Consider the following 19,895-nt stretch of genomic DNA (forward strand, 5'->3'; position numbering starts at 1 on the left):
TCTTGGTAATCGTCCATGGAGACTCCTTTTCCGTTGATTGAATGGACCTGCGCTCGTTAGCCGCCAGGGTCAGCATAAGTTGCCGGGATGACAGGAAAAATACTACCCCCTAGGTCAAGATTTCTGTCATTGAAACGTAACGACCCATGAAAAATTTAGCGGGCAGCCGCCATCGCCCGCTTGAGCGGCAAGCGGCGACGCTGTCGACAAAGGACGTATCTGTTGGAAAAGCCAGGCCCGGGCGACCGGAAGCTGCGATGGCGGTGGACCGCCATCGACGTGGCGCCTCAGCGCGGCAATGCCTGGATCGGCTCGGAGGGCGGTGGCAGCGTACTGGCGGGAGGGGGGGTAATGACGGGCGCTGGAGCGAGCACATCGCTTGCCGGCGTTGGCTCGCTTGCTGGAACCGGAACTATCGGAGCCGCCTGCACCGGGGGCACCACGGGCTGCGACATGCTCGGCTCAGGCTCGGCAACCGGGGTCACCGGGGTACTTGGGGCCGGCAAAGGCACTGCCAGCGGAGCAGGTGCAGGCTGGGGCTCTGCCTTGGCCGGGGGCTGGGCCTGGCTGTCCGGCTTGTTCTCAGGGACCCCGAGATCGGCCTTGGGCTTGTCCTCGACATGGGTGGCAGCCTTGGTTTCCTCAGGCAGGAACAACTCCAACAGGGCAAAGTAGCGCTCATAGAACTTGGCGGACGACACCGTCTCGCTGGCCACCTTGACCATCGAATCGTCGGTGGAGCCGATCGGCATCGATACCGACCCCAGGACCCCGACCCCGAGACTCGCCGAGTTGTTCAGCTTCTTCAGGGCATAGCGGTCCTGCAGGGCGTTGGCGAACACCGTCGAGCGACGACCGCCGGTCCCGTCCTTGGCGCAGACAATGTTGAAGCTGATTTCCAGGTGGGTCTCGCCGGTCTGCTGGAAGCTCTTGTGACCACTGACCAGCTTCGGATCATTGCTGGTGATGATGTAGCCCTGGCTCAGCAGTGCGCGCCGCGCAGCTTCACAGGATGCCGTCTCGCTGACCGCATAGTTGCGCGAGAACGTACCCGAATCGTCGAAGCTTTCATGCTCGTAGATGGCCGTCTTGTGCGATGAACAACCGGCGACCGCGGACAACAGCAATACCCCGGCGGCCGAGCGCAGGTGAAATGATCTAAACATCGAGAATCCTGAGGAAAACGCTTCGGCGCGTATTGTGCTACAGATCAGCATCGCGCAGTTCGGCTAATTGATGGCGTTGATCTCACGCAAGGTTACTGACCACTATTTACCGGAAAAAGTCGTTCGCTCAAATGTTCGATCAGCACTCGCAGCTTCGCAGCGGCATGCCGGCTCGACGGCCACAGCAACCAGAAGGTGCCGTTGAATTCCAGGTATTCGTCGAGTACCACCTGCAGCTCTTGGCGCTCGATGGCGGAACGCACCATGAAGTCCGGCAAGCAGGCAATGCCCAGGCCGCTGCGGGCTGCTTGCTCCAGTGCTTCGGTGGAGCTGCTGGTCAAGCGAGTCGGCAACAGCGGTTCAGGCTGGTGGAGCCGAGGCTTGAATGGCCAGGCCTCAAGCTTACCGGTGTGATGGAAGATGTGCCGCAGGCAGGCGTGCTCATGCAGCTCCTGGGGCGACTGGGGCAACCCGCGGGCCTGGAAGTAGCCGGGGCTGCCCACCAGCACCATGCGAAAACGTCCCACCTGCCGGGCCAACAAGCGTGAATCCTTGGGGTTGCCGGTGCGTACCACCAGATCGAAGCCCTCTTCCACTACGTCCACCATGCGGTCGGACAGGTCGACATCCAGCTCGATCTGCGGGTAGCGCAACATGAACTCCGCCAGCACCGGCATCAACAGGCTATGGGCCTGGGGCGCGCTGATCCGCAGTTTGCCCACGGGGGCACTGGCCGAATCGCATAACTGGAATTGCGCCAGCTCGACCTCGGCGGCAATCCGGCGGCAACGCTCAAGGAGCCCCGCCCCTTCGGCGGTAAGGCTGATACTGCGGGTGGTGCGATGAAAGAGGCGGGTTTCCAGCCGCTCCTCCAAGCGCGCAATACTTTTGCCCACGGCCGAGGACGACACCCCCAGGAGGCGCCCGGCCTCGGTGAAGCTGCGAGTCTCCGCCACCTGCATGAACACCGGGATACTGCCCAACCAATCCATTGTCGACTCCGGAATTAAGGACCTGGATGTCCGATAAGTTCGGAACCTTAGCCTATTTTTCCCTCATGGGCAGCGCCCTACCCTGTATCTCCCTTTCCACCATGGAGCCTTCCATGAATCGCCCAGTCGATGCCTGCGAGCTGCTGCCCCCTGTCACTGAAACCTCTGAACGCCTTCCCGTCGGCGGCCTTCTGGCCCTGGCGAGTGCAGGCTTCATCACCCTGTTGACCGAAGCCATGCCGGCCGGATTACTGCCACAAATGAGCCAGGGCCTTGAGGTCTCGCCGCCCCTGATCGGGCAACTGGTCACCCTGTATGCCCTGGGTTCGCTGCTGGCGGCAATTCCCCTGGTGACCCTGACTCAAAGTTGGCGACGGCGCCCCCTGTTGCTGATCGCCATTGGCGGGTTCGCCATCGTCAACAGCATCACCGCTCTTTCCAGCGACTACAGCCTGACCCTGGTCGCCCGCTTCTGCGCTGGGGTCTTCGCCGGTTTGCTCTGGGCCCTGCTCGCCGGCTACGCCAGTCGCATGGTGGCGCCTCACTTGCAGGGACGGGCGATCGCCATGGCCATGCTCGGTGCGCCTGTCGCGTTGTCCATCGGTATTCCTGCGGGGACCTTGCTCGGCAACATGGTGGGTTGGCGTATGAGTTTCGCCATCATGACGCTACTGACCCTGGGGTTGGTCCTCTGGGTACTCCGGCAGGTGCCGGACTTCCCGGGGCTACGCCCCCAGAAACGCCTTCCCCTGCGCCGGGTCCTGGCATTGCCGGGCGTCAGGCCGGTGTTGTTCGTGACCTTCACCTATGTGTTGGGCCACAACATTCTCTACACCTACATTGCGCCCTTTCTTGAACCCGCCGGTCTTGGCGGACAGATCGAACGTGTGCTGCTGGTGTTCGGCCTGGCCGCCCTGCTGAGTATCTGGGCGATCGGCTTGCTGATCGATCGCTGGCTAAGGGCACTGGTGCTGGTCAGTTGCCTGCTGTTCATCGCCTCGACCCTGCTACTGGGGCTGCTGCCCCAGGGACCAACGACGATCTATGCCGCGACGGTGATCTGGGGGCTTTCGTTCGGAGGTATTCCCACCCTGTTGCAGACCGCGCTGGCCAAATCTGCTGGTGAACATGCCGACGCCGCGCAATCGATGCTGGTGACCTTGTGGAACCTGGCGATCGCCGGGGGCGGCCTGGGCGGCGCAATGCTGCTCCAGGGACCGGGGGTGACCAGCTTTCCCTGGGTGATCGGCGGCCTGTTGCTGATGGCCCTGCTGGTAGCGATTAGCGCCAAGCGACAAGGGTTTGCGGCTTACCGCTAACCGCTCATGGATAGAGATCATCCCCGCAAAAAAAAGACCCCGGCTTTTAGGCCGGGGTCTTTTCAACACAGGGGAACAGGCATCAGTAACGCTTGATATCCGCCTGGTTTTCCAACTGCTTGCGATAGGCCGCAAAGTCTTGCTGGCCTACGCGCGAGGCCAGGAAGCGGCGGTATTGGGCCTTCTCTTCGTCGGTCGGCGCCACGGCTTCGTTGACTGCATCGAGTTGCAGGACCAGCAGGTTGCCATTAGGCAAGGTCACGCTGGTGAAGCTCGGCTTGTCCTTGGATTCAGGCTTGCTCATGCGGAACAGGGCCTGCAGCACAGTCGGGTCGATACCTTCCTGGCCACGGGTCACGGCCTTGGCGACCTTCCAGTCCTGGCCATCCACCGGCTTGTTCAACGCGACCTTGCCATCACGCAGGCTGGCGATCAGCTCTTCAGCCTTGGTCTTGGCAGCAGCACTGGCGTGCTCCTTGGCCAATTGCGTACGGATGGCCGTGGCGACGCTTTCCAGAGGCAGTTGCTCAGGCTTGCGATGCTCCTTGGCGCGCAACACCACGACAGTCTCCGGGTCCAGCTCGATGGCGGTGCTGTTGGCACCTTCATCCAGGACTTCGGTGCTGAAGGCGGCCTGTACTACGGCACGATTGGCGGCAATACCGTCACCACCCTCGCGACCGAACGGCGCGGAGGTATGTATGGTGAGCTTCAGGTCCTGGGCTGGCTGGGCCAGATCGGACGCTTCGAACGACGAGTCTTCCAGTTGCTTGGTCGCATCGACGAAACGCTGCTCGACCTGCTGGGCCTTCAGCTCACGGGTCAGCTTGTCCTTGAGGCTGGCGAAGCTCGGCACTTGTGGTGCTTCGACGCCCAGCAGCTTGATCAGGTGATAACCGAAGTCGGTACGCACCGGAGCGGAAACCTGGTCCTTGTCCAGCGCATACAGGGCCTTCTCGAAGGCCGGGTCGTAGACGCCAGGGCCAGCGAAGCCCAGGTCACCGCCATTGTTGGCCGAACCTGGATCCTGGGAAAACTCCTTGGCCAGCGCCTCGAAGCTTTCACCCTTGGCCAGGCGCGCCTGGATCTCTTCGATCTTGGCCTTGGCCTGGGCCTCGTTCATCTTGTCGTTGACTTCGATCAGGATGTGCGCGGCACGACGCTGCTCGGACAGGTTGGCGACTTCCTTCTGATACAGCGCTTGCAGGTCCTCGTCCTTGACGCTGACCTGGTCGAAGAAAGCGGCCTTCTTCAGCTCGATGTAGTCGATCACGACCTGGTCAGGCGTCATGAACTCCTTCGCGTGCTGGTCGTAGTAGGCCTTGACCTCGTCATCGGTCAGCTTGATCGCGGCCGGGTCGGCCTTGACGGTCAGGGAAGCGAAGTCACGGGTCTGCTTCTCCAGGCGGGCGAATGCCAGCACCTGGGCATCCGTGACGAAGCCACTGCCTGCCAGTCCAGCGCGCACCTGACCGATCAGCATTTCCTGGCTGAGCATCTGGCGGAACTGTAAGCGGGTGTAACCCAGCTGGCGGATAACCTGATCGAAACGATCAGGGCTGAACTTGCCCTCGACCTGGAATTCCGGCGTCTGCAGGATCACCTGATCCAATGCCCCTTCAGAGAAGGCGAACTTGGAGTCCTGGGCACCTTGCAACAACAGCTTGCGATCGATCAGCCCCTTCAGGGCAGCTTCACGCAGCATCTTCTCATCGAGCAGAGAGGCGTCGAAGTCCTTGCCCAACTGTTGCATCAGCTGACGACGTTGCATGTCGACGGCTTGGCTCAACTCGTTCTGAGTGATCTCCTCACCGTTGACCTTGGCCGCATCCTGGTTATGGGTAGTGGCCTTGAAAATGGCATCGAAACCGGTCAACGCCAACAGTGCGACGATGACCCCGATGATGGTTTTGGCAATCCAGCCTTGTGAATTGTCCCTGATATTCTGCAGCATGCGTCCCCCAGAAACGGCTGTACTTCTGTTTTGAGCAACCGTGGAGCGTGGGTAGAGTCCGGATAGAAGAAAGGCGCATCCGAGGATGCGCCTTCTCGTAACTGGCGGAGCGGACAAGAGCTGAACCTGCGACCCTCGGCGTGAACCGGTTATGTACCGGTCAACTGGCGCCCCGCTGCCAGATCAGGCATGACCCGACCCGGATGGGCAAAGACCCTTGAAGAAACTTAGTTAACGGCTTCTTTCAGTGCTTTACCAGCTTTGAAACCTGGCTTTTTAGCAGCAGCGATTTCCAGAGTCTTGCCGGTCTGTGGGTTGCGGCCGACACGAGCTGGACGATCAGTTACGGAGAAAGTGCCAAAACCAACCAGAACAACAGAGTCACCGGCCTTCAGAGCGCCAGTAACGGATTCGATTACTGCATCCAGCGCACGGCCAGCAGCAGCTTTCGGGAGATCAGCAGATGCAGCGATAGCATCAATCAGTTCCGACTTGTTCACTCTAAGTCCCCTTATATATCTATGAGTATGATTCTAAGTTTTTTGGTGAAAGCAAAAACGAGTGCTGAATGGCCTACAGGCACTTAAGAGCCGCTTTATAACAAGGGCTCTAAAAAGCTGTCAAGGAAGCCCCCCAGGCTAATGCGTATTAATGCGTGCTAATTCTTTCCTTAGAGTCAGACTCGCGTTTTTCGTCCTTTGCAACTATCTCGGGAGCCACATCCGGCAAGGGCTCCGGCGCGTATTGCAGCGCAATTTGCAGGACTTCGTCAATCCATTTAACGGGTTTGATCTGAAGATCCTGCTTGATATTGTCAGGAATTTCTTTCAAATCGCGAACATTCTCTTCAGGAATGATCACGGTCTTGATTCCACCCCGATGCGCCGCCAGTAGTTTCTCTTTCAAACCACCGATGGCCAATACCTGACCACGCAGTGTGATCTCGCCGGTCATTGCCACATCGGCCCGCACTGGAATACCGGTCAAGGCCGATACCAGTGCAGTGCACATGCCTACGCCCGCGCTTGGGCCGTCTTTCGGGGTAGCCCCTTCCGGCATGTGGATATGGGTATCGCGCTTCTCGTGGAAGTCCAGGGGAATCCCCAGGCTCTTGGCACGGCTACGCACTACAGTCTGTGCGGCGGTGATCGACTCGACCATGACATCGCCCAAGGAGCCGGTCTTGATCAGTTGACCCTTGCCAGGCACTACTGCGGCCTCGATGGTCAGCAACTCACCACCGACCTGGGTCCAGGCCAAACCGGTGACCTGGCCGATCTGGTCTTGCTGCTCGGCCAATCCATAACGGAACTTGCGCACGCCCAGGAAGTGCTCCAGCAGGTCGGAGGTGACCTTCACCGAGAAGCGTTTCTCCATCGCATGCTCTTTCACCGCCTTGCGGCAGACCTTGGCGATCTGGCGCTCCAGGCCCCGTACACCGGCTTCACGGGTGTAGTAGCGGATGATGTCGCGAATCGCGTCAGAATCGAACTCCAACTCGCCCTTCTTCAAGCCATTTGCCTGGATCTGCTTGGGCGAAAGGTACTTGATCGCGATATTGATCTTCTCGTCCTCGGTGTAACCCGGCAGACGAATCACCTCCATCCGGTCCAGCAGGGCTGGCGGAATATTCATCGAGTTGGAGGTGCAGAGGAACATCACATCGGACAGGTCGTAGTCGACCTCCAGATAGTGATCGTTGAAGTTGTGGTTCTGCTCGGGGTCCAGGACCTCAAGCAGGGCCGAGGCTGGATCGCCACGCATATCGCTGCCCATCTTGTCGATTTCATCGAGCAGGAACAGCGGGTTGCGTACCCCAACCTTGGTCATTTTTTGAATCAATCTTCCCGGCATCGAACCGATATAGGTTCGACGATGGCCACGAATCTCCGCTTCGTCCCGCACACCACCCAGGGCCATGCGCACGAACTTACGATTGGTGGCATTGGCGATCGATTCCGCCAGGGAAGTCTTGCCGACCCCAGGAGGACCGACCAGGCACAACACCGGGCCGCGAATCTTCTTCACACGTTTTTGGACCGCGAGATACTCGAGAATCCGTTCCTTGACCTCTTCAAGGCCATAGTGGTCGGCATCGAGGATATCTTCGGCACGCGCCAGATCGAGGCGTACCTTGCTCTGGGCCTTCCACGGCACCTGAACCAGCCAATCGATATAGGAACGAACCACTGTCGCCTCGGCAGACATCGGCGACATTTGCTTGAGCTTGTTCAGCTCAGCCTGGGCCTTGGCCATGGCATCCTTTGGCAGGCCAGCAGCATCGATGCGCTTTTTCAGCTCCTCGATTTCGTTGTGGCCTTCGTCACCATCGCCCAACTCTTTCTGAATGGCCTTCATCTGCTCATTCAGGTAGTACTCGCGCTGGCTGCGTTCCATCTGCTTCTTGACGCGGCCACGAATGCGTTTCTCCACCTGCAGCAGGTCGATCTCGGCATCCAGCAGTGCCAGGACATGCTCTACACGAGCGGAGAGATCGATGATCTCGAGAATTTCCTGCTTCTGCTCGATCTTCAGCGCCATATGCGCGGCCATGGTGTCCACCAGGCGGCTTGGCTCATCGATGCTGTTGAGAGAGGACAACACCTCGGCAGGGACTTTCTTGCCCAGCTGTACATATTGCTCGAACTGCGACAGCAGGCTGCGCACGAACACTTCCGACTCGCGGTCGGGAGCATCCACTTCATCAATCAGGGTCACTTCGGCGCGGCAATGACCGTCGACTTCGCTGAAACGCTCGACAGCGCCACGTTGCTCGCCCTCAACCAACACCTTCACGGTGCCATCAGGCAACTTGAGCAATTGCAGGACGGTGGCAATGGTACCTACGCGATAGAGTGCATCCTCACCGGGATCGTCATCAGCAGGGTTTCTCTGAGCCAGCAGGAGAATCTGCTTGTCGCCCGTCATCGCTGCCTCAAGGGCTTCGATCGACTTCTCGCGCCCCACGAACAGCGGGATAACCATGTGCGGATAAACCACGACATCACGCAATGGCAGGAGAGGCAATTCGATGGTTGTCTTCATGATTTCGCCTCTACGGCGGCCTTACGGCCGAAAACTGGTGGAAGTAAGCTTGAAACCAAGATGGGGGCTGCCTGGAAAAAAAACAAGCTAAAGACAGCACTTTAAAGACGCTAAAAACAAAGGGGCCCGAAGGCCCCTTCTTTCAATCCGACAGCATGCCGCTTAAGCGTCTGGCGCTGCCTTGGCCGTCGGCTCACTGTTCTCATAGATGAACAGTGGCTGGGACTTGCCTTCAATAACGCTTTCGTCGATCACTACTTTACTCACCTCGGATTGCGAGGGGATCTCGTACATAGTGTCGAGCAGTACACCTTCGAGAATCGAACGCAGGCCACGAGCACCTGTCTTGCGCTCGAGGGCCCGCTTGGCTACTGCCTTCAAGGCGTCAGAGCGGAACTCCAGATCGACACCTTCCATCTCGAACAACTTGCCATACTGCTTGGTCAAGGCGTTCTTCGGTTCGGTGAGAATCTGGATCAAGGCTGCTTCATCCAGCTCATCCAGCGTCGCCAGAACCGGTAGGCGGCCGACGAACTCAGGAATCAGGCCGAACTTGACCAGGTCATCAGGCTCCACTTCACGCAGTGATTCGCCGACCTTCTTACCCTCTTCCTTGCTACGCACTTCGGCATTGAAACCAATGCCGCCGCGGGTGGAGCGGTTCTGGATAACCTTCTCCAGGCCAGAGAATGCACCACCGCAAATGAACAGGATATTACGGGTATCGACCTGCAGGAATTCCTGCTGCGGATGCTTGCGACCACCTTGAGGCGGAACGGAAGCGACCGTGCCTTCGATCAACTTCAACAGGGCTTGCTGAACACCTTCACCAGAAACATCCCGGGTAATCGAAGGGTTATCAGACTTGCGGGAAATCTTGTCGATTTCATCGATGTAGACAATACCCATCTGGGCCTTTTCCACATCGTAGTCGCACTTCTGCAGCAGCTTTTGAATGATGTTCTCGACGTCCTCACCCACGTAACCGGCTTCGGTCAGGGTGGTGGCGTCGGCGATAGTGAAAGGTACGTTCAACAGGCGTGCCAGGGTTTCCGCCAATAGCGTCTTGCCCGAGCCTGTAGGGCCGATCAGCAAGATATTGCTCTTGCCAAGTTCGACTTCGTCGTTCTTTTTGTCACGCTGGTTCAGACGCTTGTAGTGGTTGTAAACCGCTACTGCCAGAACCTTCTTTGCACGCTCCTGACCAATCACATACTGATCAAGGATGCCGCTGATTTCTTTAGGCGAAGGCAATTTATGCGCGCTGCTTTCGGCCTGTGCTTCCTGCACCTCCTCACGGATGATGTCATTGCACAAGTCGACGCACTCGTCGCAGATAAAGACCGAGGGGCCGGCAATCAATTTGCGTACTTCATGCTGGCTTTTGCCACAGAAGGAGCAATAAAGCAGTTTGCCGTTGTCCTCGCCGTTGCGGGTGTCAGTCATTCGATCGATCCAAATCCGATAGGCTTGCAACACAAGATGAAGGCAATTGCGGGCTTTTTCAAGTCCGCAGGCGGCCGGTCAAACCAGCCGCCTACATTTGAGTTGCTTAGGCGGGCATTTGACGCTTGCTGATAACGGAGTCGATCAGGCCGTACTCCGCTGCGCGCTCAGCGCTCATGAAGTTGTCGCGCTCGGTGTCACGCTCGATGGTTTCCAGGCTCTGACCCGTATGATGGGCCAGCAGCGAGTTCAAGCGCGAGCGGATGTGCAGGATTTCCTTGGCGTGGATGTCGATATCCGACGCCTGGCCTTGGAAACCGCCGAGCGGTTGATGGATCATCATGCGCGAGTTGGGCAAGCAGTGGCGCTTGCCTGCCGCACCGCCTGCAAGCAGGAACGCACCCATGCTGCACGCCTGGCCAATGCAGATAGTGGAAACATCAGGCTTGATGAACTGCATGGTGTCGTAGATCGACATCCCAGCGGTCACCGAACCACCCGGCGAGTTGATGTAGAGATGGATGTCCTTGTCCGGGTTCTCCGCTTCAAGGAAGAGCAGCTGCGCCGCGACCAGATTGGCCATGTAGTCTTCTACCGGACCGATCAGGAAGATCACTCGCTCCTTGAGGAGGCGCGAGTAGATATCGTAGGCACGCTCGCCGCGAGCGGACTGCTCGATAACCATCGGGACCAGGCCGCCTGCGGCCTGGATGTCAGAACTCTGCTGATAATAAGAATTGCGGGACATGTCCTGCAGTCACTCCCAAATAGTCATGTCTTGAATACGCATAAGCCAGCACGAAGGCTGGCTTATGGTGTTTGCTTCGAACGAGAAAAGATCAGTCGGCTTGAGGTGCTTCTACCGGCTTGACCGCTTCTTCGTAGGAGACCGATTTGTCGGTCACGCTAGCTTTCTGCAGAACAGTATCCACAACTTGTTCTTCCAGCACAACCGAACGGACTTCGTTCAATTGCTGCTCGTTCTTGTAGTACCAGGACACGACCTGCTCAGGCTCTTGGTATGCCGAAGCCATTTCCTGGATCAGTTCGCGAACACGAGCGTCATCAGGCTTCAGTTCGAACTGCTTGACCACTTCGGCAACGATCAGACCCAGCACTACGCGGCGCTTGGCCTGCTCTTCGAACAACTCAGCTGGCAGCTGATCCGGCTTGATGTTGCCACCGAACTGCTGAACAGCCTGGACGCGCAGACGATTGACTTCGTTTTCCAGCAGCGCCTTCGGTACTTCGATCGGGTTGGAGGCCAGCAGACCGTCCATAACCTGATTCTTCACTTTCGACTTGATAGCCTGGCGCAGCTCGCGCTCCATGTTCTTGCGAACTTCGGCACGGAAGCCTTCCAGACCCGCTTCCTTGATACCGAATTGCGCGAAGAACTCTTCGGTCAGTTCAGGCAGTTTCGGCTCGGAAACGCTGTTGACGGTAACAGTGAACTCAGCGGCCTTGTTGGCCAGGTCCAGGTTCTGGTAGTCCTCAGGGAAAGTCAGGTTCAGAACACGCTCTTCACCAGCCTTGGCACCCACCAGACCATCTTCGAAGCCCGGGATCATGCGACCCGAACCCAGAACCAGTTGAGTCCCCTTGGCGGAGCCGCCAGCGAACGCCTCGCCGTCGATCTTGCCAACAAAATCGATATTCAGCTGGTCGTCTTTCTGGGCAGCGCGGTCGGCCGCTTCGAAACGAACGTTCTGCTTGCGCAGGATTTCCAGCATGTTGTCCAGATCGGCATCAGCCACGTCCGCGCTCAGGCGCTCAACAGCGATACCTTCGAAACCGGCAACAGTGAACTCAGGGAACACTTCGAAAGTGGCGACGTATTCCAGGTCCTTGCCCTTTTCCAGCACCTTAGGCTCAACCGAAGGAGCGCCAGCCGGGTTCAGCTTCTGCTCGACAACGGCCTCGTAGAAGGAAGCCTGGATCACATCACCTACTGCTTCTTGACGTGCGTCAGCCTCATAACGCTGACGAATCACGCTCATTGGAACCTTGCCAGGACGGAAGCCTGGAATCTTGGCCTTTTGGGCAGTCTGCTGCAGACGCTTGTTGACCTGGCTCTCGATGCGCTCAGCCGGCACAGTGATGCTCATGCGGCGCTCAAGAACAGAAGTATTTTCAACAGAAACTTGCATGGATATTCCTCGTTGCACAGACGATTAGCCGGCCGTTTTCCGACCCCAGAATCAAGGGCATGCATTCTAGTGGGTCAAACTCAAGAAGTCACCCTACTGAAAAGGGGTAAAAAGCGGCCAGCAACATGAAGACGGGGACAAAGGCTTCAGCCCCACCATAAGAGCAAACACTACAGATCAAACCCAGTCCCTGCACCAGCCCCTCTATATATAGAAGCAACCAGCCAGCCTCTCGAATACACCGGGTAACAACACCATCAAACCAGAGCAGCTAGCGACCGGAGGAAAGCCGCTTCATCACTTGGGCAACCCAGCATGCGCACCGCGCGATGCAAACACCCAGAAACGAAAACGGCGCAGACCCTTTCAGGTGCTGCGCCGTCATCTGCTATTAACTAGCTACTTTATTGGTGCGGACGAAGAGACTCGAACTCTTACACCTTGCGGCGCTGGAACCTAAATCCAGTGTGTCTACCAATTCCACCACGTCCGCGTAACAAGCTTCTTAAAGCAAAGGCGCCAGACTATTAATCTGGCGCCTTTTTCGAATATGGGGTGGACGATGGGGATCGAACCCACGACAACAGGAGTCACAATCCTGTGCTCTACCAACTGAGCTACGCCCACCATATTGCGTTACTTGTGCCAAAGCTGCCTAATGGCGCACCCGGCAGGACTCGAACCTGCGACCATCCGCTTAGAAGGCGGATGCTCTATCCAGCTGAGCTACGGGCGCCTTATTAATCTGTACTCTAACTAACGACTACAAACTAATTGCTTCCAGTCGCTGCGAGTTGATCAACAACTCCGCCCGACCTTCTTAACCAGTGCTAGGCTGTGCCCGACAAGTGCGACGAATGTTATAGACGAGCCGTTAGGTCGTCAACTCTTTTTTAAAAAAAATTCATTTAATTAAAGGAGTTAGGGCAATTTGCAGAGCAAGCGCCTTTGCCCTCACGCCCCGGCATGCGAGAATGTGTTCTCTTTTTCTTTCCCTCTCGATGGTTAATCACGCGTCATGACTGCACAACTAATCGACGGCAAAGCGATCGCCGCTAGCCTGCGCCAGCAGATCGCCAAGCGTGTCGCCGAGCGTCGCCAGCAAGGCCTGCGCACTCCCGGCCTCGCAGTGATCCTGGTCGGCAGCGATCCAGCCTCTCAGGTTTATGTCTCGCACAAGCGTAAAGACTGCGAAGAGGTCGGCTTTCTTTCCCAGGCCTACGACCTGCCCGCCGACACCACCCAGGAAGACCTGGCAGGCCTGATCGATCGCCTGAACGATGACCCGAACATCGATGGCGTCCTTCTACAATTGCCACTGCCCGAGCACCTGGACGCATCACTGTTGCTCGAGCGCATCCGCCCGGACAAGGACGTGGATGGTTTCCATCCTTATAACGTCGGCCGCCTGGCACAACGCATCCCACTGCTTCGCCCCTGCACGCCAAAGGGCATCATGACCCTGCTGGAAAGCACAGGTGCCGACCTGTATGGCATGGATGCGGTGGTGGTCGGCGCCTCCAACATCGTTGGTCGCCCAATGGCCATGGAGCTGTTGCTGGCCGGCTGCACCGTGACCGTGACCCACCGTTTCACCAAGGACCTGGCCGGTCACGTCGGCCGCGCCGACCTGGTGGTTGTAGCAGCCGGCAAGCCTGGCCTGGTCAAGGGTGAGTGGATCAAGGAAGGTGCCATCGTCATCGATGTCGGCATCAATCGCCAGGAAGACGGCAAGCTGGTGGGCGACGTGGTTTATGAAACCGCCCTGCCCCGCGCAGGCTGGATCACTCCAGTGCCCGGCGGCGTAGGCCCCATGACACGTGCCTGCCTACTGGAAAACACCCTGTACGCAGCCGAGTCGCTGCACAGCTGAGTGTCCTTGCGCACACAAAAGCCCGCCATCGGCGGGCTTTCTTTATTCTGTAACACCACAGTATTTACCTCCCCTTATCGCTGGCGACTTCTAGCCCGGCGCCTGCCATTCGATCCAGACCGACAATGCACTACCGTTCAGGAGAAAATCGGTTTTTTTCTTGGTTTTTAAGGGTTTTCGGCTGACTGCTGAAGAGCAATCGACAGTTCTTCCGCCATACTCATAGAATGTAACGTTTTTCCAAAAAAGCCCGTTGCAAAACGGCATATCCATTCTATCGAGTCCACCGGCGTGAAAATTCGTCTCTCCATCCTCAGCTTGTTGTTTGCTGTGTCCGGCACCCTACTCACGCACAGCGTCGACGCCGCCGAAACTACCGCGGCCCCAAGAGACACGTCACAACTGCACATCGCCTCTGGTAGCGCCCTGCTGCTCGACCTGCAAACCAACAAGGTCATCTATTCCAGCAACCCTGACGTCGTGGTCCCCATCGCTTCGGTCACCAAGCTCATGACCGCCATGGTGGTGCTGGACGCCAAGCTGCCCATGAACGAATACATTTCCGTGAACATCAGCGACACCCCGGAAATGAAGGGCGTGTTCTCTCGAGTCAAACTCAACAGCGAACTGAGCCGCCGGGAAATGCTGCTGATTGCCCTGATGTCCTCGGAAAACCGTGCAGCCGCCAGCCTCGCCCATCACTACCCAGGGGGCTATGCCGCGTTCATTGCGGCGATGAACGCCAAAGCCAAGTCCCTGGGCATGACTCACACTCGCTATGTGGAGCCCACCGGCCTTTCGATCCATAACGTTTCCACCGCACGGGACCTGAGCAAGCTACTGGTGGCAGCGCGCAAGTACCCCCTGCTGAGCGAGTTGAGCACCACCAAGGAAAAGACCGTGGCATTTCGCAAGCCCAACTACACGCTGGGCTTTCGTAATACCGACCACCTGGTCAACAAGGAAAAATGGGACATCAAGATCACCAAGACAGGGTTCACCAACCAGGCTGGCCATTGCCTGGTGCTGGTCACCAGCATGAGCAATCGCCCGGTAGCCCTGGTGATTCTCGATGCCTTCGGCAAGTACACGCACTTCGCCGATGCCGGCCGAATCCGCAACTGGATGGAAACCGGCAAGAGCGGCTCGGTACCGGACGTAGCCTTGCGCTACAAAGCGGAGAAAAACCTCAAGAACCGCCAGGCCGGAGCCACCCAGGCATCCCACTGAGCTCCCCTCGCATGATCACAACGGCGCCCATGGGCGCCGTTGTCGCGTTCAACCGATCAGTGACCGTCCAAGGCCTTGGTGGCCCGGGCCGCCGCTTGCTCCTGGCCCGCCTGGGCCAATTCGTCAGCGGCCTTCAGCCAACGCTGGCGATCGACCGCCGCTGGCAACTGGTTCGGCGCCTGGATCAGGACTGCAAAGCTGCCAGCGTCCTTCCAGGCCGATTCGAACGCACCGAACTCCATCAACTGGCGGCGACTCTTCGCCCCGCGCAGCAGCACCGTCTGCTTGTCTCGGTTATAGCCGGCCAGTACGGCGTAGCGCGGTTGCGCCCAGAATGCCGACCCCTCGGTGAACCGCACCATCACTGGATACCCTGCCGCAACCTGGGCCAGCAGCGCAGGCAGGTTGTCATCCAGGGGATAAACCACCATGCCGTATTCCCTGGCCAGTTTTTGCATGTTCTGTGGCAGTTGTGCCTCGGCACCCGGCAAGTGCAGGGGTTTGTCCAGCAGCCCCGGGGTGATCACGATCCCCTGTTGCGACAGCATCCCGGCCAGGGCCCCCGGCCCGCTCTGATACATCTCGCCACTGAAGAACGGCACACTGTTGAGCTCCACTCGCTCCGGCAGGCGCTGAATCTGCGGCTGCACGCTGCCTGTACAACCGACAAGGCCCAACACACAGGCACTGGCCAGCAGCGCCGCTCGAAATCCAGGAAATACCCGCACCATCATTGCTCTCTATATCAGGCGCCGGGCAGTCCTCTTCCGGCTGGGGCCCTGATCATAGGGCGCTTGAGGACGGGGGTATAGCGTTTGACGACAGTTAATCGAAAACCATAGAGCGAACTGTTCGAGGACTCTCGACTATTGGTCAATAGCCTGAAACACAGAGACTACTAGACTGTCTTCTAGTAAGAATCGTGCCCCGCCAAGGGGTATGGAAGGAGGCACACATGAGCCTGACAACGACGATCCTGATGCTGATCCTGGGCTGGCTGGCAGTTGCCGGTGCCATGCTCTGGGGCGTACTGCGCATCGTCCGCCGCCATCACCCGCCCCGGCAGTCGCCCGCAAGCATCACCCCAGCAGAGAAAGAGCACCGAAATCCCGCGACCGCTCACTGACCGAACGTGCCCACCCATGAAACGACCGCCTGGCTCCAGGGAGCACAGGCGGTCTGCCGTGGGCTAAATCCTGCGATCAAGCCTCGGACTGTGCGGCCTGGCGCTTTTCCCGGGCCCGACGAGCCAGCATGTTCAAGCATTCGATAGCCGCCGAGAAGGCCATCGCCGCATAGACATAGCCCTTGGGCACATGGGCGCCGAAACCTTCGGCAATCAGTGTCATGCCGATCATGATCAGGAAGCCCAGGGCCAACATCACGATGGTCGGGTTGTCATTGATGAACTTGGCCAGCGGCTCGGCAGCCAGCAACATCACGATCACCGATGCCACCACGGCAATGATCATGATCGGCAAGTGCTCGGTCATCCCCACCGCAGTGATGATGCTGTCGATGGAAAACACCATGTCCAGCAGCAGGATCTGGCCGATGGCAGCGGCAAAGCCAATCGCCACACCAGGAGTCGCGACTTTTTCCTCCTCTGGCTTGGAATCCATGCTGTGGTGAATTTCCGTGGTGGCCTTCCACACCAGGAACAAGCCACCGGCAATCAGGATCATGTCCTTCCAGGAGAAGCTCTGCCCCAGCACCTCGATCACCGGCTCAGTGAGCTGGACGATAAAGGCCACGGTGCTCAGCAGCGCCAGGCGCATGAACAGGGCCATGCCGATCCCCAGGCGCCGCGCCTTGGCTCGATGCTGCTCCGGCAACTTATTGGTAAGGATGGAGATAAAGATCAGGTTATCGATGCCAAGCACGATCTCCATCACCACCAAGGTAGCCAGGGCCACCCAGGCAGTGGGGCTGGCGGCGAGCTGTAAAAGGTAATCCATGGGTCAATCCCGACTCGGTTGCATGAAAGATCAGATTTCCTGGGATGACTCGGCCTGCTTGGCGCTGTCATCGGTTTTCTTGTCCTTGCCGACACCACTACCAGCCGCATCGCTCAATGCTTGCTCTGCTGCCTTGTGGGTCTCGTCGATCGCTTGCTTGGCTGACTGTGCCGCCTTGTCCAGCACCTGCTGGGCACTCTTTTCTGCCTGCTCGCAGCCCGCCAGGGTCAGCATAGACAGGGCCAGCACGATAGCTGAGCCCAGGGGTTTGAATGACATGCCGATTTCCTCGATAGAACGCACAGGACCAATGAGAGTCCTGTCGATGGCGAGGCATTCTATGGAGCGCAACAGTTCAGGAAAATTCGTATTTATTGCAGCTATACTTCGGTTTTTACGAATAGTTAATCGTCATGCTCAACTACCGCCAACTGCACTACTTCTGGGTTGTAGCCAAGACCGGCAGCATCGTACGGGCCTGCGAGCAGCTGAACCTGACCCCGCAAACCATCAGCGGACAGATCAGCCTGCTGGAGCAAACCTATGGCGTCGAACTGTTCCGCCGCGTAGGGCGCCAGCTGGAACTGAGCGAAGCCGGGCGCCAGGCCCTGCCCTACGCCGAACAGATGTTCCAGCTCGGTAACGAACTGCAAGCCATGCTCCGCGCCCGTCCCGACGAGCAGCAGATCCCGTTCCGGGTCGGGGTCGCGGACGTGGTGCCCAAGTCCATCGTCTATCGACTGGTCGCTCCGACCATGGAGCTCAGCGAGCCGATCCGCCTCACGTGCCGCGAAGACAAGCTCGAACGCCTGCTGGCCGACCTGGCCATCCAGCGCCTGGACCTGGTGATTTCCGATAGCCCGATGCCGCCCCACCTGGATATCAAGGGCTACAGCCAGAAACTGGGGGAATGCGGAATCAGCTTCTTTGCCACCCAGGAACTGGCGCGCCTGCACGGCGCCAACTTCCCTCAAGGACTGCATGGCGCCCCCTTGCTGATCCCCGGCCAGGAAACCGTGGTCCGCAGCCGCCTGTTGCGCTGGTTCGCCGAACAGCAGCTACAACCACGAATCATCGGTGAATTCGACGACAGCGCCCTGATGCAGGCCTTCGGCCAATCCGGCAGCGGGATCTTCATTGCCCCCAGCGTGATTGCCGATGAAGTCCAGCAGCAATACGGCGTGCAGTTGATAGGCCAGACCGACGCCGTGGCCGAATCGTTCTATGCCATTACCGTGGAGCGCAAGGTCAAGCACCCCGGGATCGTTGCCATTACCGAGGGCGCGCGACGGGAACTGTTCACGCCCCTCGGCCACTGATCAGGAAGCGCAGGCCTGTGGCGCCTTCACCTTCATCAACACCAGCGCCAGGGCAATCGACAGCAGGATGAAGCCTGCCGCCGCGAACCCCAGGTGCCCCAGGCCCAGGGTATCGATTACCCGGCCGCCGACCATCGCCCCCAGGCCGACCCCGATATTGGCTCCGGCGATGTTCAAGGACGCGGCGAAAGCCGGAGCTTGTGGGGCTGCCTTCATCATCCGCACATGACTGACCAGGAACATCGCCGCCTGGGTCATGCCCCAGATACCCATGGCCGCTGCCAGCCCCAGGGTCGAATGAATGCTCGGTACCAGGGCCACCATGCCCCCCATCATGAGGGCACAGAACACCATCGAGGCAATCAGCGGATGGCGATCGACAAAACGCCCCCCCAGGGAATTGCCGATCAGGCCTACCGCACCGAAGCCCATCAAGCACCAACCCACCAGCGTGCCGTTGAAACCGGCCAGGCGCTCAAGGATATCCGCCAGGTAGGTGTAGGCCGTGAACATGCCGCTGAATACCAGGATCGACAGCAGCACATGCCCCTGCATCAGCGGACTGCGCAGGATAGCGAACTGCGAGCCCAGGCTGGCCTGTTCGTTGTGCACCGAAGTCTTCGGCAGATAGAGATACAACAGCAGCGCCTTGGCAAAGGCCACCAGCGCCAGGATGGCGAATGCACTGCGCCAGCCGAAGAGATCGGCGATCAGGGTCCCCACGGGAATTCCGAATACCGTGGCACAGACGATGCCGAAACCGATCTTGGAAATAGCCCGCCCGGCCTCGTCCGGCCCGACGATATCCACCGCGGTTTCGCTCGCCAGGGCCCAGAACACCGGCAAGCCCAAGGCCGGCACCAGCCGTGCCAGGGCCATCACCCAGATGTTCGGTGCCAGCGCGGCGACGGTATTGGACAGCCCGAACAGCACCAGCACGATGATGAACAGCGGCTTGCGCGGAAAACGCGCGCAGTAAGCGGTCAGGAACGGACCGAAGGCGGCGACGGTGAAGGCGAACAGCGTCACCAGCAAGCCGGCCTGGGACACACTGACCTGCAAGTCCCGGGCAATGGCTGGCAACAGGCCAACGATCACGAATTCCGTGGTCAGGATGGTAAAGCCCGCAGCCGATAACAGCAGGATGGGAAACAACATGCAAAACTCCAGCGACGACGGATGACAGCGACGGCCCGGAGGGCGCGCTGACCGGATAGGAAAAATGGGGATGGCGAATCTTAACAGAGTGGATACAGGTCAAGGCAACCGCGTTATCCAACTGATCGACACGGCAAGTGGCAGATCGTCACATCCACACGGGAAGCCGGGCCTGCTGTGATAAAGTCCGCCCCTGCCCCCAAAACAGGCGGCTCGACACTCGATGGTCGTCCTGCCTGCCTGTTGCTTGTCCGACCGCGGCCTTGCGTGGCGGTTCCACTTTGG

Annotated in this window: 17 protein-coding genes and 3 tRNA genes; 5 read left to right on the forward strand and 15 right to left on the reverse strand. The window is 58.7% G+C overall.

The genetic code is table 11. The features are described 5' to 3' along the window. Positions 1-287: 287 nt before the first annotated feature. Together C4K39_RS29255 and C4K39_RS29260 are read right to left on the reverse strand one after the other, a co-directional pair. The gene (locus C4K39_RS29255) at positions 288-1,166 is read right to left on the reverse strand and encodes a DUF2242 domain-containing protein (RefSeq protein ID WP_124348097.1); all 879 of its coding nucleotides are present in this window, start codon (positions 1,164-1,166) and stop codon (positions 288-290) included. Between the two features lie 92 nt (positions 1,167-1,258). After that, positions 1,259-2,158: a LysR family transcriptional regulator gene (locus tag C4K39_RS29260; protein ID WP_068582967.1), complete on the reverse strand. Its 900-nt coding sequence runs from the start codon at positions 2,156-2,158 to the stop codon at positions 1,259-1,261. 113 nt (positions 2,159-2,271) lie between these two features. Between C4K39_RS29260 and C4K39_RS29265 the strand changes: the two genes are divergently transcribed. Continuing rightward, positions 2,272-3,477 (forward strand): MFS transporter, encoded by a 1,206-nt coding sequence (locus tag C4K39_RS29265; RefSeq protein WP_124348098.1) that lies wholly within the window; start codon positions 2,272-2,274, stop codon positions 3,475-3,477. 82 nt (positions 3,478-3,559) lie between these two features. Here C4K39_RS29265 and C4K39_RS29270 read toward each other — a convergent pair whose 3' ends face one another. The 9 genes from C4K39_RS29270 to C4K39_RS29310 all read right to left on the reverse strand — a co-directional run bounded on the left by C4K39_RS29270 (position 3,560) and on the right by C4K39_RS29310 (position 12,808). Further along, positions 3,560-5,431: a SurA N-terminal domain-containing protein gene (locus C4K39_RS29270; protein ID WP_124348099.1), complete on the reverse strand. Its 1,872-nt coding sequence runs from the start codon at positions 5,429-5,431 to the stop codon at positions 3,560-3,562. A gap of 227 nt (positions 5,432-5,658) precedes the next feature. Then, positions 5,659-5,931, reverse strand: a complete 273-nt coding sequence (locus C4K39_RS29275; RefSeq protein WP_022639715.1) for an HU family DNA-binding protein — start codon at positions 5,929-5,931, stop codon at positions 5,659-5,661. A gap of 148 nt (positions 5,932-6,079) precedes the next feature. Beyond that, positions 6,080-8,476 (reverse strand): endopeptidase La, encoded by a 2,397-nt coding sequence (lon, locus tag C4K39_RS29280; RefSeq protein WP_068582956.1) that lies wholly within the window; start codon positions 8,474-8,476, stop codon positions 6,080-6,082. Between the two features lie 162 nt (positions 8,477-8,638). Continuing rightward, positions 8,639-9,922 (reverse strand): ATP-dependent Clp protease ATP-binding subunit ClpX, encoded by a 1,284-nt coding sequence (gene clpX, locus C4K39_RS29285; RefSeq protein ID WP_068582953.1) that lies wholly within the window; start codon positions 9,920-9,922, stop codon positions 8,639-8,641. A 106-nt stretch (positions 9,923-10,028) separates the two neighbouring features. Then, a complete protein-coding gene (gene clpP, locus C4K39_RS29290; protein ID WP_068582950.1) occupies positions 10,029-10,670 on the reverse strand; it encodes an ATP-dependent Clp endopeptidase proteolytic subunit ClpP in 642 nt (213 codons plus the stop codon). A gap of 91 nt (positions 10,671-10,761) precedes the next feature. Next, complete coding sequence (gene tig / locus C4K39_RS29295; protein WP_068582947.1) at positions 10,762-12,072, reverse strand: trigger factor; 1,311 nt, start codon at positions 12,070-12,072, stop codon at positions 10,762-10,764. Positions 12,073-12,480: 408 nt separating this feature from the next. After that, a tRNA-Leu gene (locus C4K39_RS29300) sits at positions 12,481-12,565 on the reverse strand. 58 nt (positions 12,566-12,623) lie between these two features. Beyond that, positions 12,624-12,699, reverse strand: a tRNA-His gene (locus tag C4K39_RS29305). Between the two features lie 32 nt (positions 12,700-12,731). Continuing rightward, positions 12,732-12,808, reverse strand: a tRNA-Arg gene (locus C4K39_RS29310). Between the two features lie 282 nt (positions 12,809-13,090). On the opposite strand from C4K39_RS29310, the gene folD reads away from it, so the two are divergent. Next, on the forward strand, positions 13,091-13,945 hold the full coding sequence (gene folD / locus C4K39_RS29315; RefSeq protein ID WP_068582944.1) for a bifunctional methylenetetrahydrofolate dehydrogenase/methenyltetrahydrofolate cyclohydrolase FolD: 855 nt from the start codon (positions 13,091-13,093) through the stop codon (positions 13,943-13,945). Positions 13,946-14,236: 291 nt separating this feature from the next. Continuing rightward, positions 14,237-15,175, forward strand: a complete 939-nt coding sequence (gene pbpG / locus C4K39_RS29320; protein ID WP_124348100.1) for a D-alanyl-D-alanine endopeptidase — start codon at positions 14,237-14,239, stop codon at positions 15,173-15,175. Between the two features lie 56 nt (positions 15,176-15,231). Here the strand turns inward: pbpG and C4K39_RS29325 are convergent, their stop codons facing one another. Next, positions 15,232-15,906, reverse strand: coding sequence for a peptidase C39 family protein (locus C4K39_RS29325; RefSeq protein ID WP_124348101.1), 675 nt, complete (start codon positions 15,904-15,906; stop codon positions 15,232-15,234). A gap of 224 nt (positions 15,907-16,130) precedes the next feature. On the opposite strand from C4K39_RS29325, the gene C4K39_RS31630 reads away from it, so the two are divergent. Further along, a complete protein-coding gene (locus C4K39_RS31630) occupies positions 16,131-16,301 on the forward strand; it encodes a hypothetical protein (RefSeq protein ID WP_164487336.1) in 171 nt (56 codons plus the stop codon). Between the two features lie 76 nt (positions 16,302-16,377). Here C4K39_RS31630 and C4K39_RS29330 read toward each other — a convergent pair whose 3' ends face one another. Beyond that, on the reverse strand, positions 16,378-17,133 hold the full coding sequence (locus C4K39_RS29330; RefSeq protein WP_068582938.1) for a TerC family protein: 756 nt from the start codon (positions 17,131-17,133) through the stop codon (positions 16,378-16,380). Between the two features lie 30 nt (positions 17,134-17,163). Then, positions 17,164-17,412, reverse strand: coding sequence for a hypothetical protein (locus tag C4K39_RS29335; protein ID WP_124348102.1), 249 nt, complete (start codon positions 17,410-17,412; stop codon positions 17,164-17,166). Positions 17,413-17,546: 134 nt separating this feature from the next. Here C4K39_RS29335 and nhaR point away from each other — a divergent pair, with 134 nt between their 5' ends. Next, positions 17,547-18,452, forward strand: a complete 906-nt coding sequence (gene nhaR, locus C4K39_RS29340) for a transcriptional activator NhaR (RefSeq protein WP_068582933.1) — start codon at positions 17,547-17,549, stop codon at positions 18,450-18,452. Here nhaR and C4K39_RS29345 read toward each other — a convergent pair whose 3' ends face one another. Continuing rightward, positions 18,453-19,610, reverse strand: a complete 1,158-nt coding sequence (locus tag C4K39_RS29345) for an MFS transporter (protein WP_068582931.1) — start codon at positions 19,608-19,610, stop codon at positions 18,453-18,455. It lies immediately after the preceding gene. Between the last annotated feature and the right edge of the window lie 285 nt (positions 19,611-19,895).

Source organism: Pseudomonas sessilinigenes (genome assembly GCF_003850565.1).
GTDB classification, from domain to species: domain Bacteria; phylum Pseudomonadota; class Gammaproteobacteria; order Pseudomonadales; family Pseudomonadaceae; genus Aquipseudomonas; species Aquipseudomonas sessilinigenes.

Excerpts from the sequence above, each read along its gene's own strand:
- C4K39_RS29345 (WP_068582931.1), bottom strand. The coding sequence starts at position 19,610 with ATGTTGTTTCCCATCCTGCTGTTATCGGCTGCGGGCTTTACCATCCTG.
- C4K39_RS29330 (WP_068582938.1), bottom strand. The coding sequence starts at position 17,133 with ATGGATTACCTTTTACAGCTCGCCGCCAGCCCCACTGCCTGGGTGGCC.
- clpP (WP_068582950.1), bottom strand. The coding sequence starts at position 10,670 with ATGTCCCGCAATTCTTATTATCAGCAGAGTTCTGACATCCAGGCCGCA.
- C4K39_RS29335 (WP_124348102.1), bottom strand. The coding sequence starts at position 17,412 with ATGTCATTCAAACCCCTGGGCTCAGCTATCGTGCTGGCCCTGTCTATG.
- C4K39_RS29260 (WP_068582967.1), bottom strand. The coding sequence starts at position 2,158 with ATGGATTGGTTGGGCAGTATCCCGGTGTTCATGCAGGTGGCGGAGACT.
- C4K39_RS31630 (WP_164487336.1), top strand. The coding sequence starts at position 16,131 with ATGAGCCTGACAACGACGATCCTGATGCTGATCCTGGGCTGGCTGGCA.
- C4K39_RS29325 (WP_124348101.1), bottom strand. The coding sequence starts at position 15,906 with ATGGTGCGGGTATTTCCTGGATTTCGAGCGGCGCTGCTGGCCAGTGCC.
- C4K39_RS29270 (WP_124348099.1), bottom strand. The coding sequence starts at position 5,431 with ATGCTGCAGAATATCAGGGACAATTCACAAGGCTGGATTGCCAAAACC.
- folD (WP_068582944.1), top strand. The coding sequence starts at position 13,091 with ATGACTGCACAACTAATCGACGGCAAAGCGATCGCCGCTAGCCTGCGC.
- C4K39_RS29265 (WP_124348098.1), top strand. The coding sequence starts at position 2,272 with ATGAATCGCCCAGTCGATGCCTGCGAGCTGCTGCCCCCTGTCACTGAA.
- clpX (WP_068582953.1), bottom strand. The coding sequence starts at position 9,922 with ATGACTGACACCCGCAACGGCGAGGACAACGGCAAACTGCTTTATTGC.
- nhaR (WP_068582933.1), top strand. The coding sequence starts at position 17,547 with ATGCTCAACTACCGCCAACTGCACTACTTCTGGGTTGTAGCCAAGACC.
- C4K39_RS29255 (WP_124348097.1), bottom strand. The coding sequence starts at position 1,166 with ATGTTTAGATCATTTCACCTGCGCTCGGCCGCCGGGGTATTGCTGTTG.
- lon (WP_068582956.1), bottom strand. The coding sequence starts at position 8,476 with ATGAAGACAACCATCGAATTGCCTCTCCTGCCATTGCGTGATGTCGTG.
- tig (WP_068582947.1), bottom strand. The coding sequence starts at position 12,072 with ATGCAAGTTTCTGTTGAAAATACTTCTGTTCTTGAGCGCCGCATGAGC.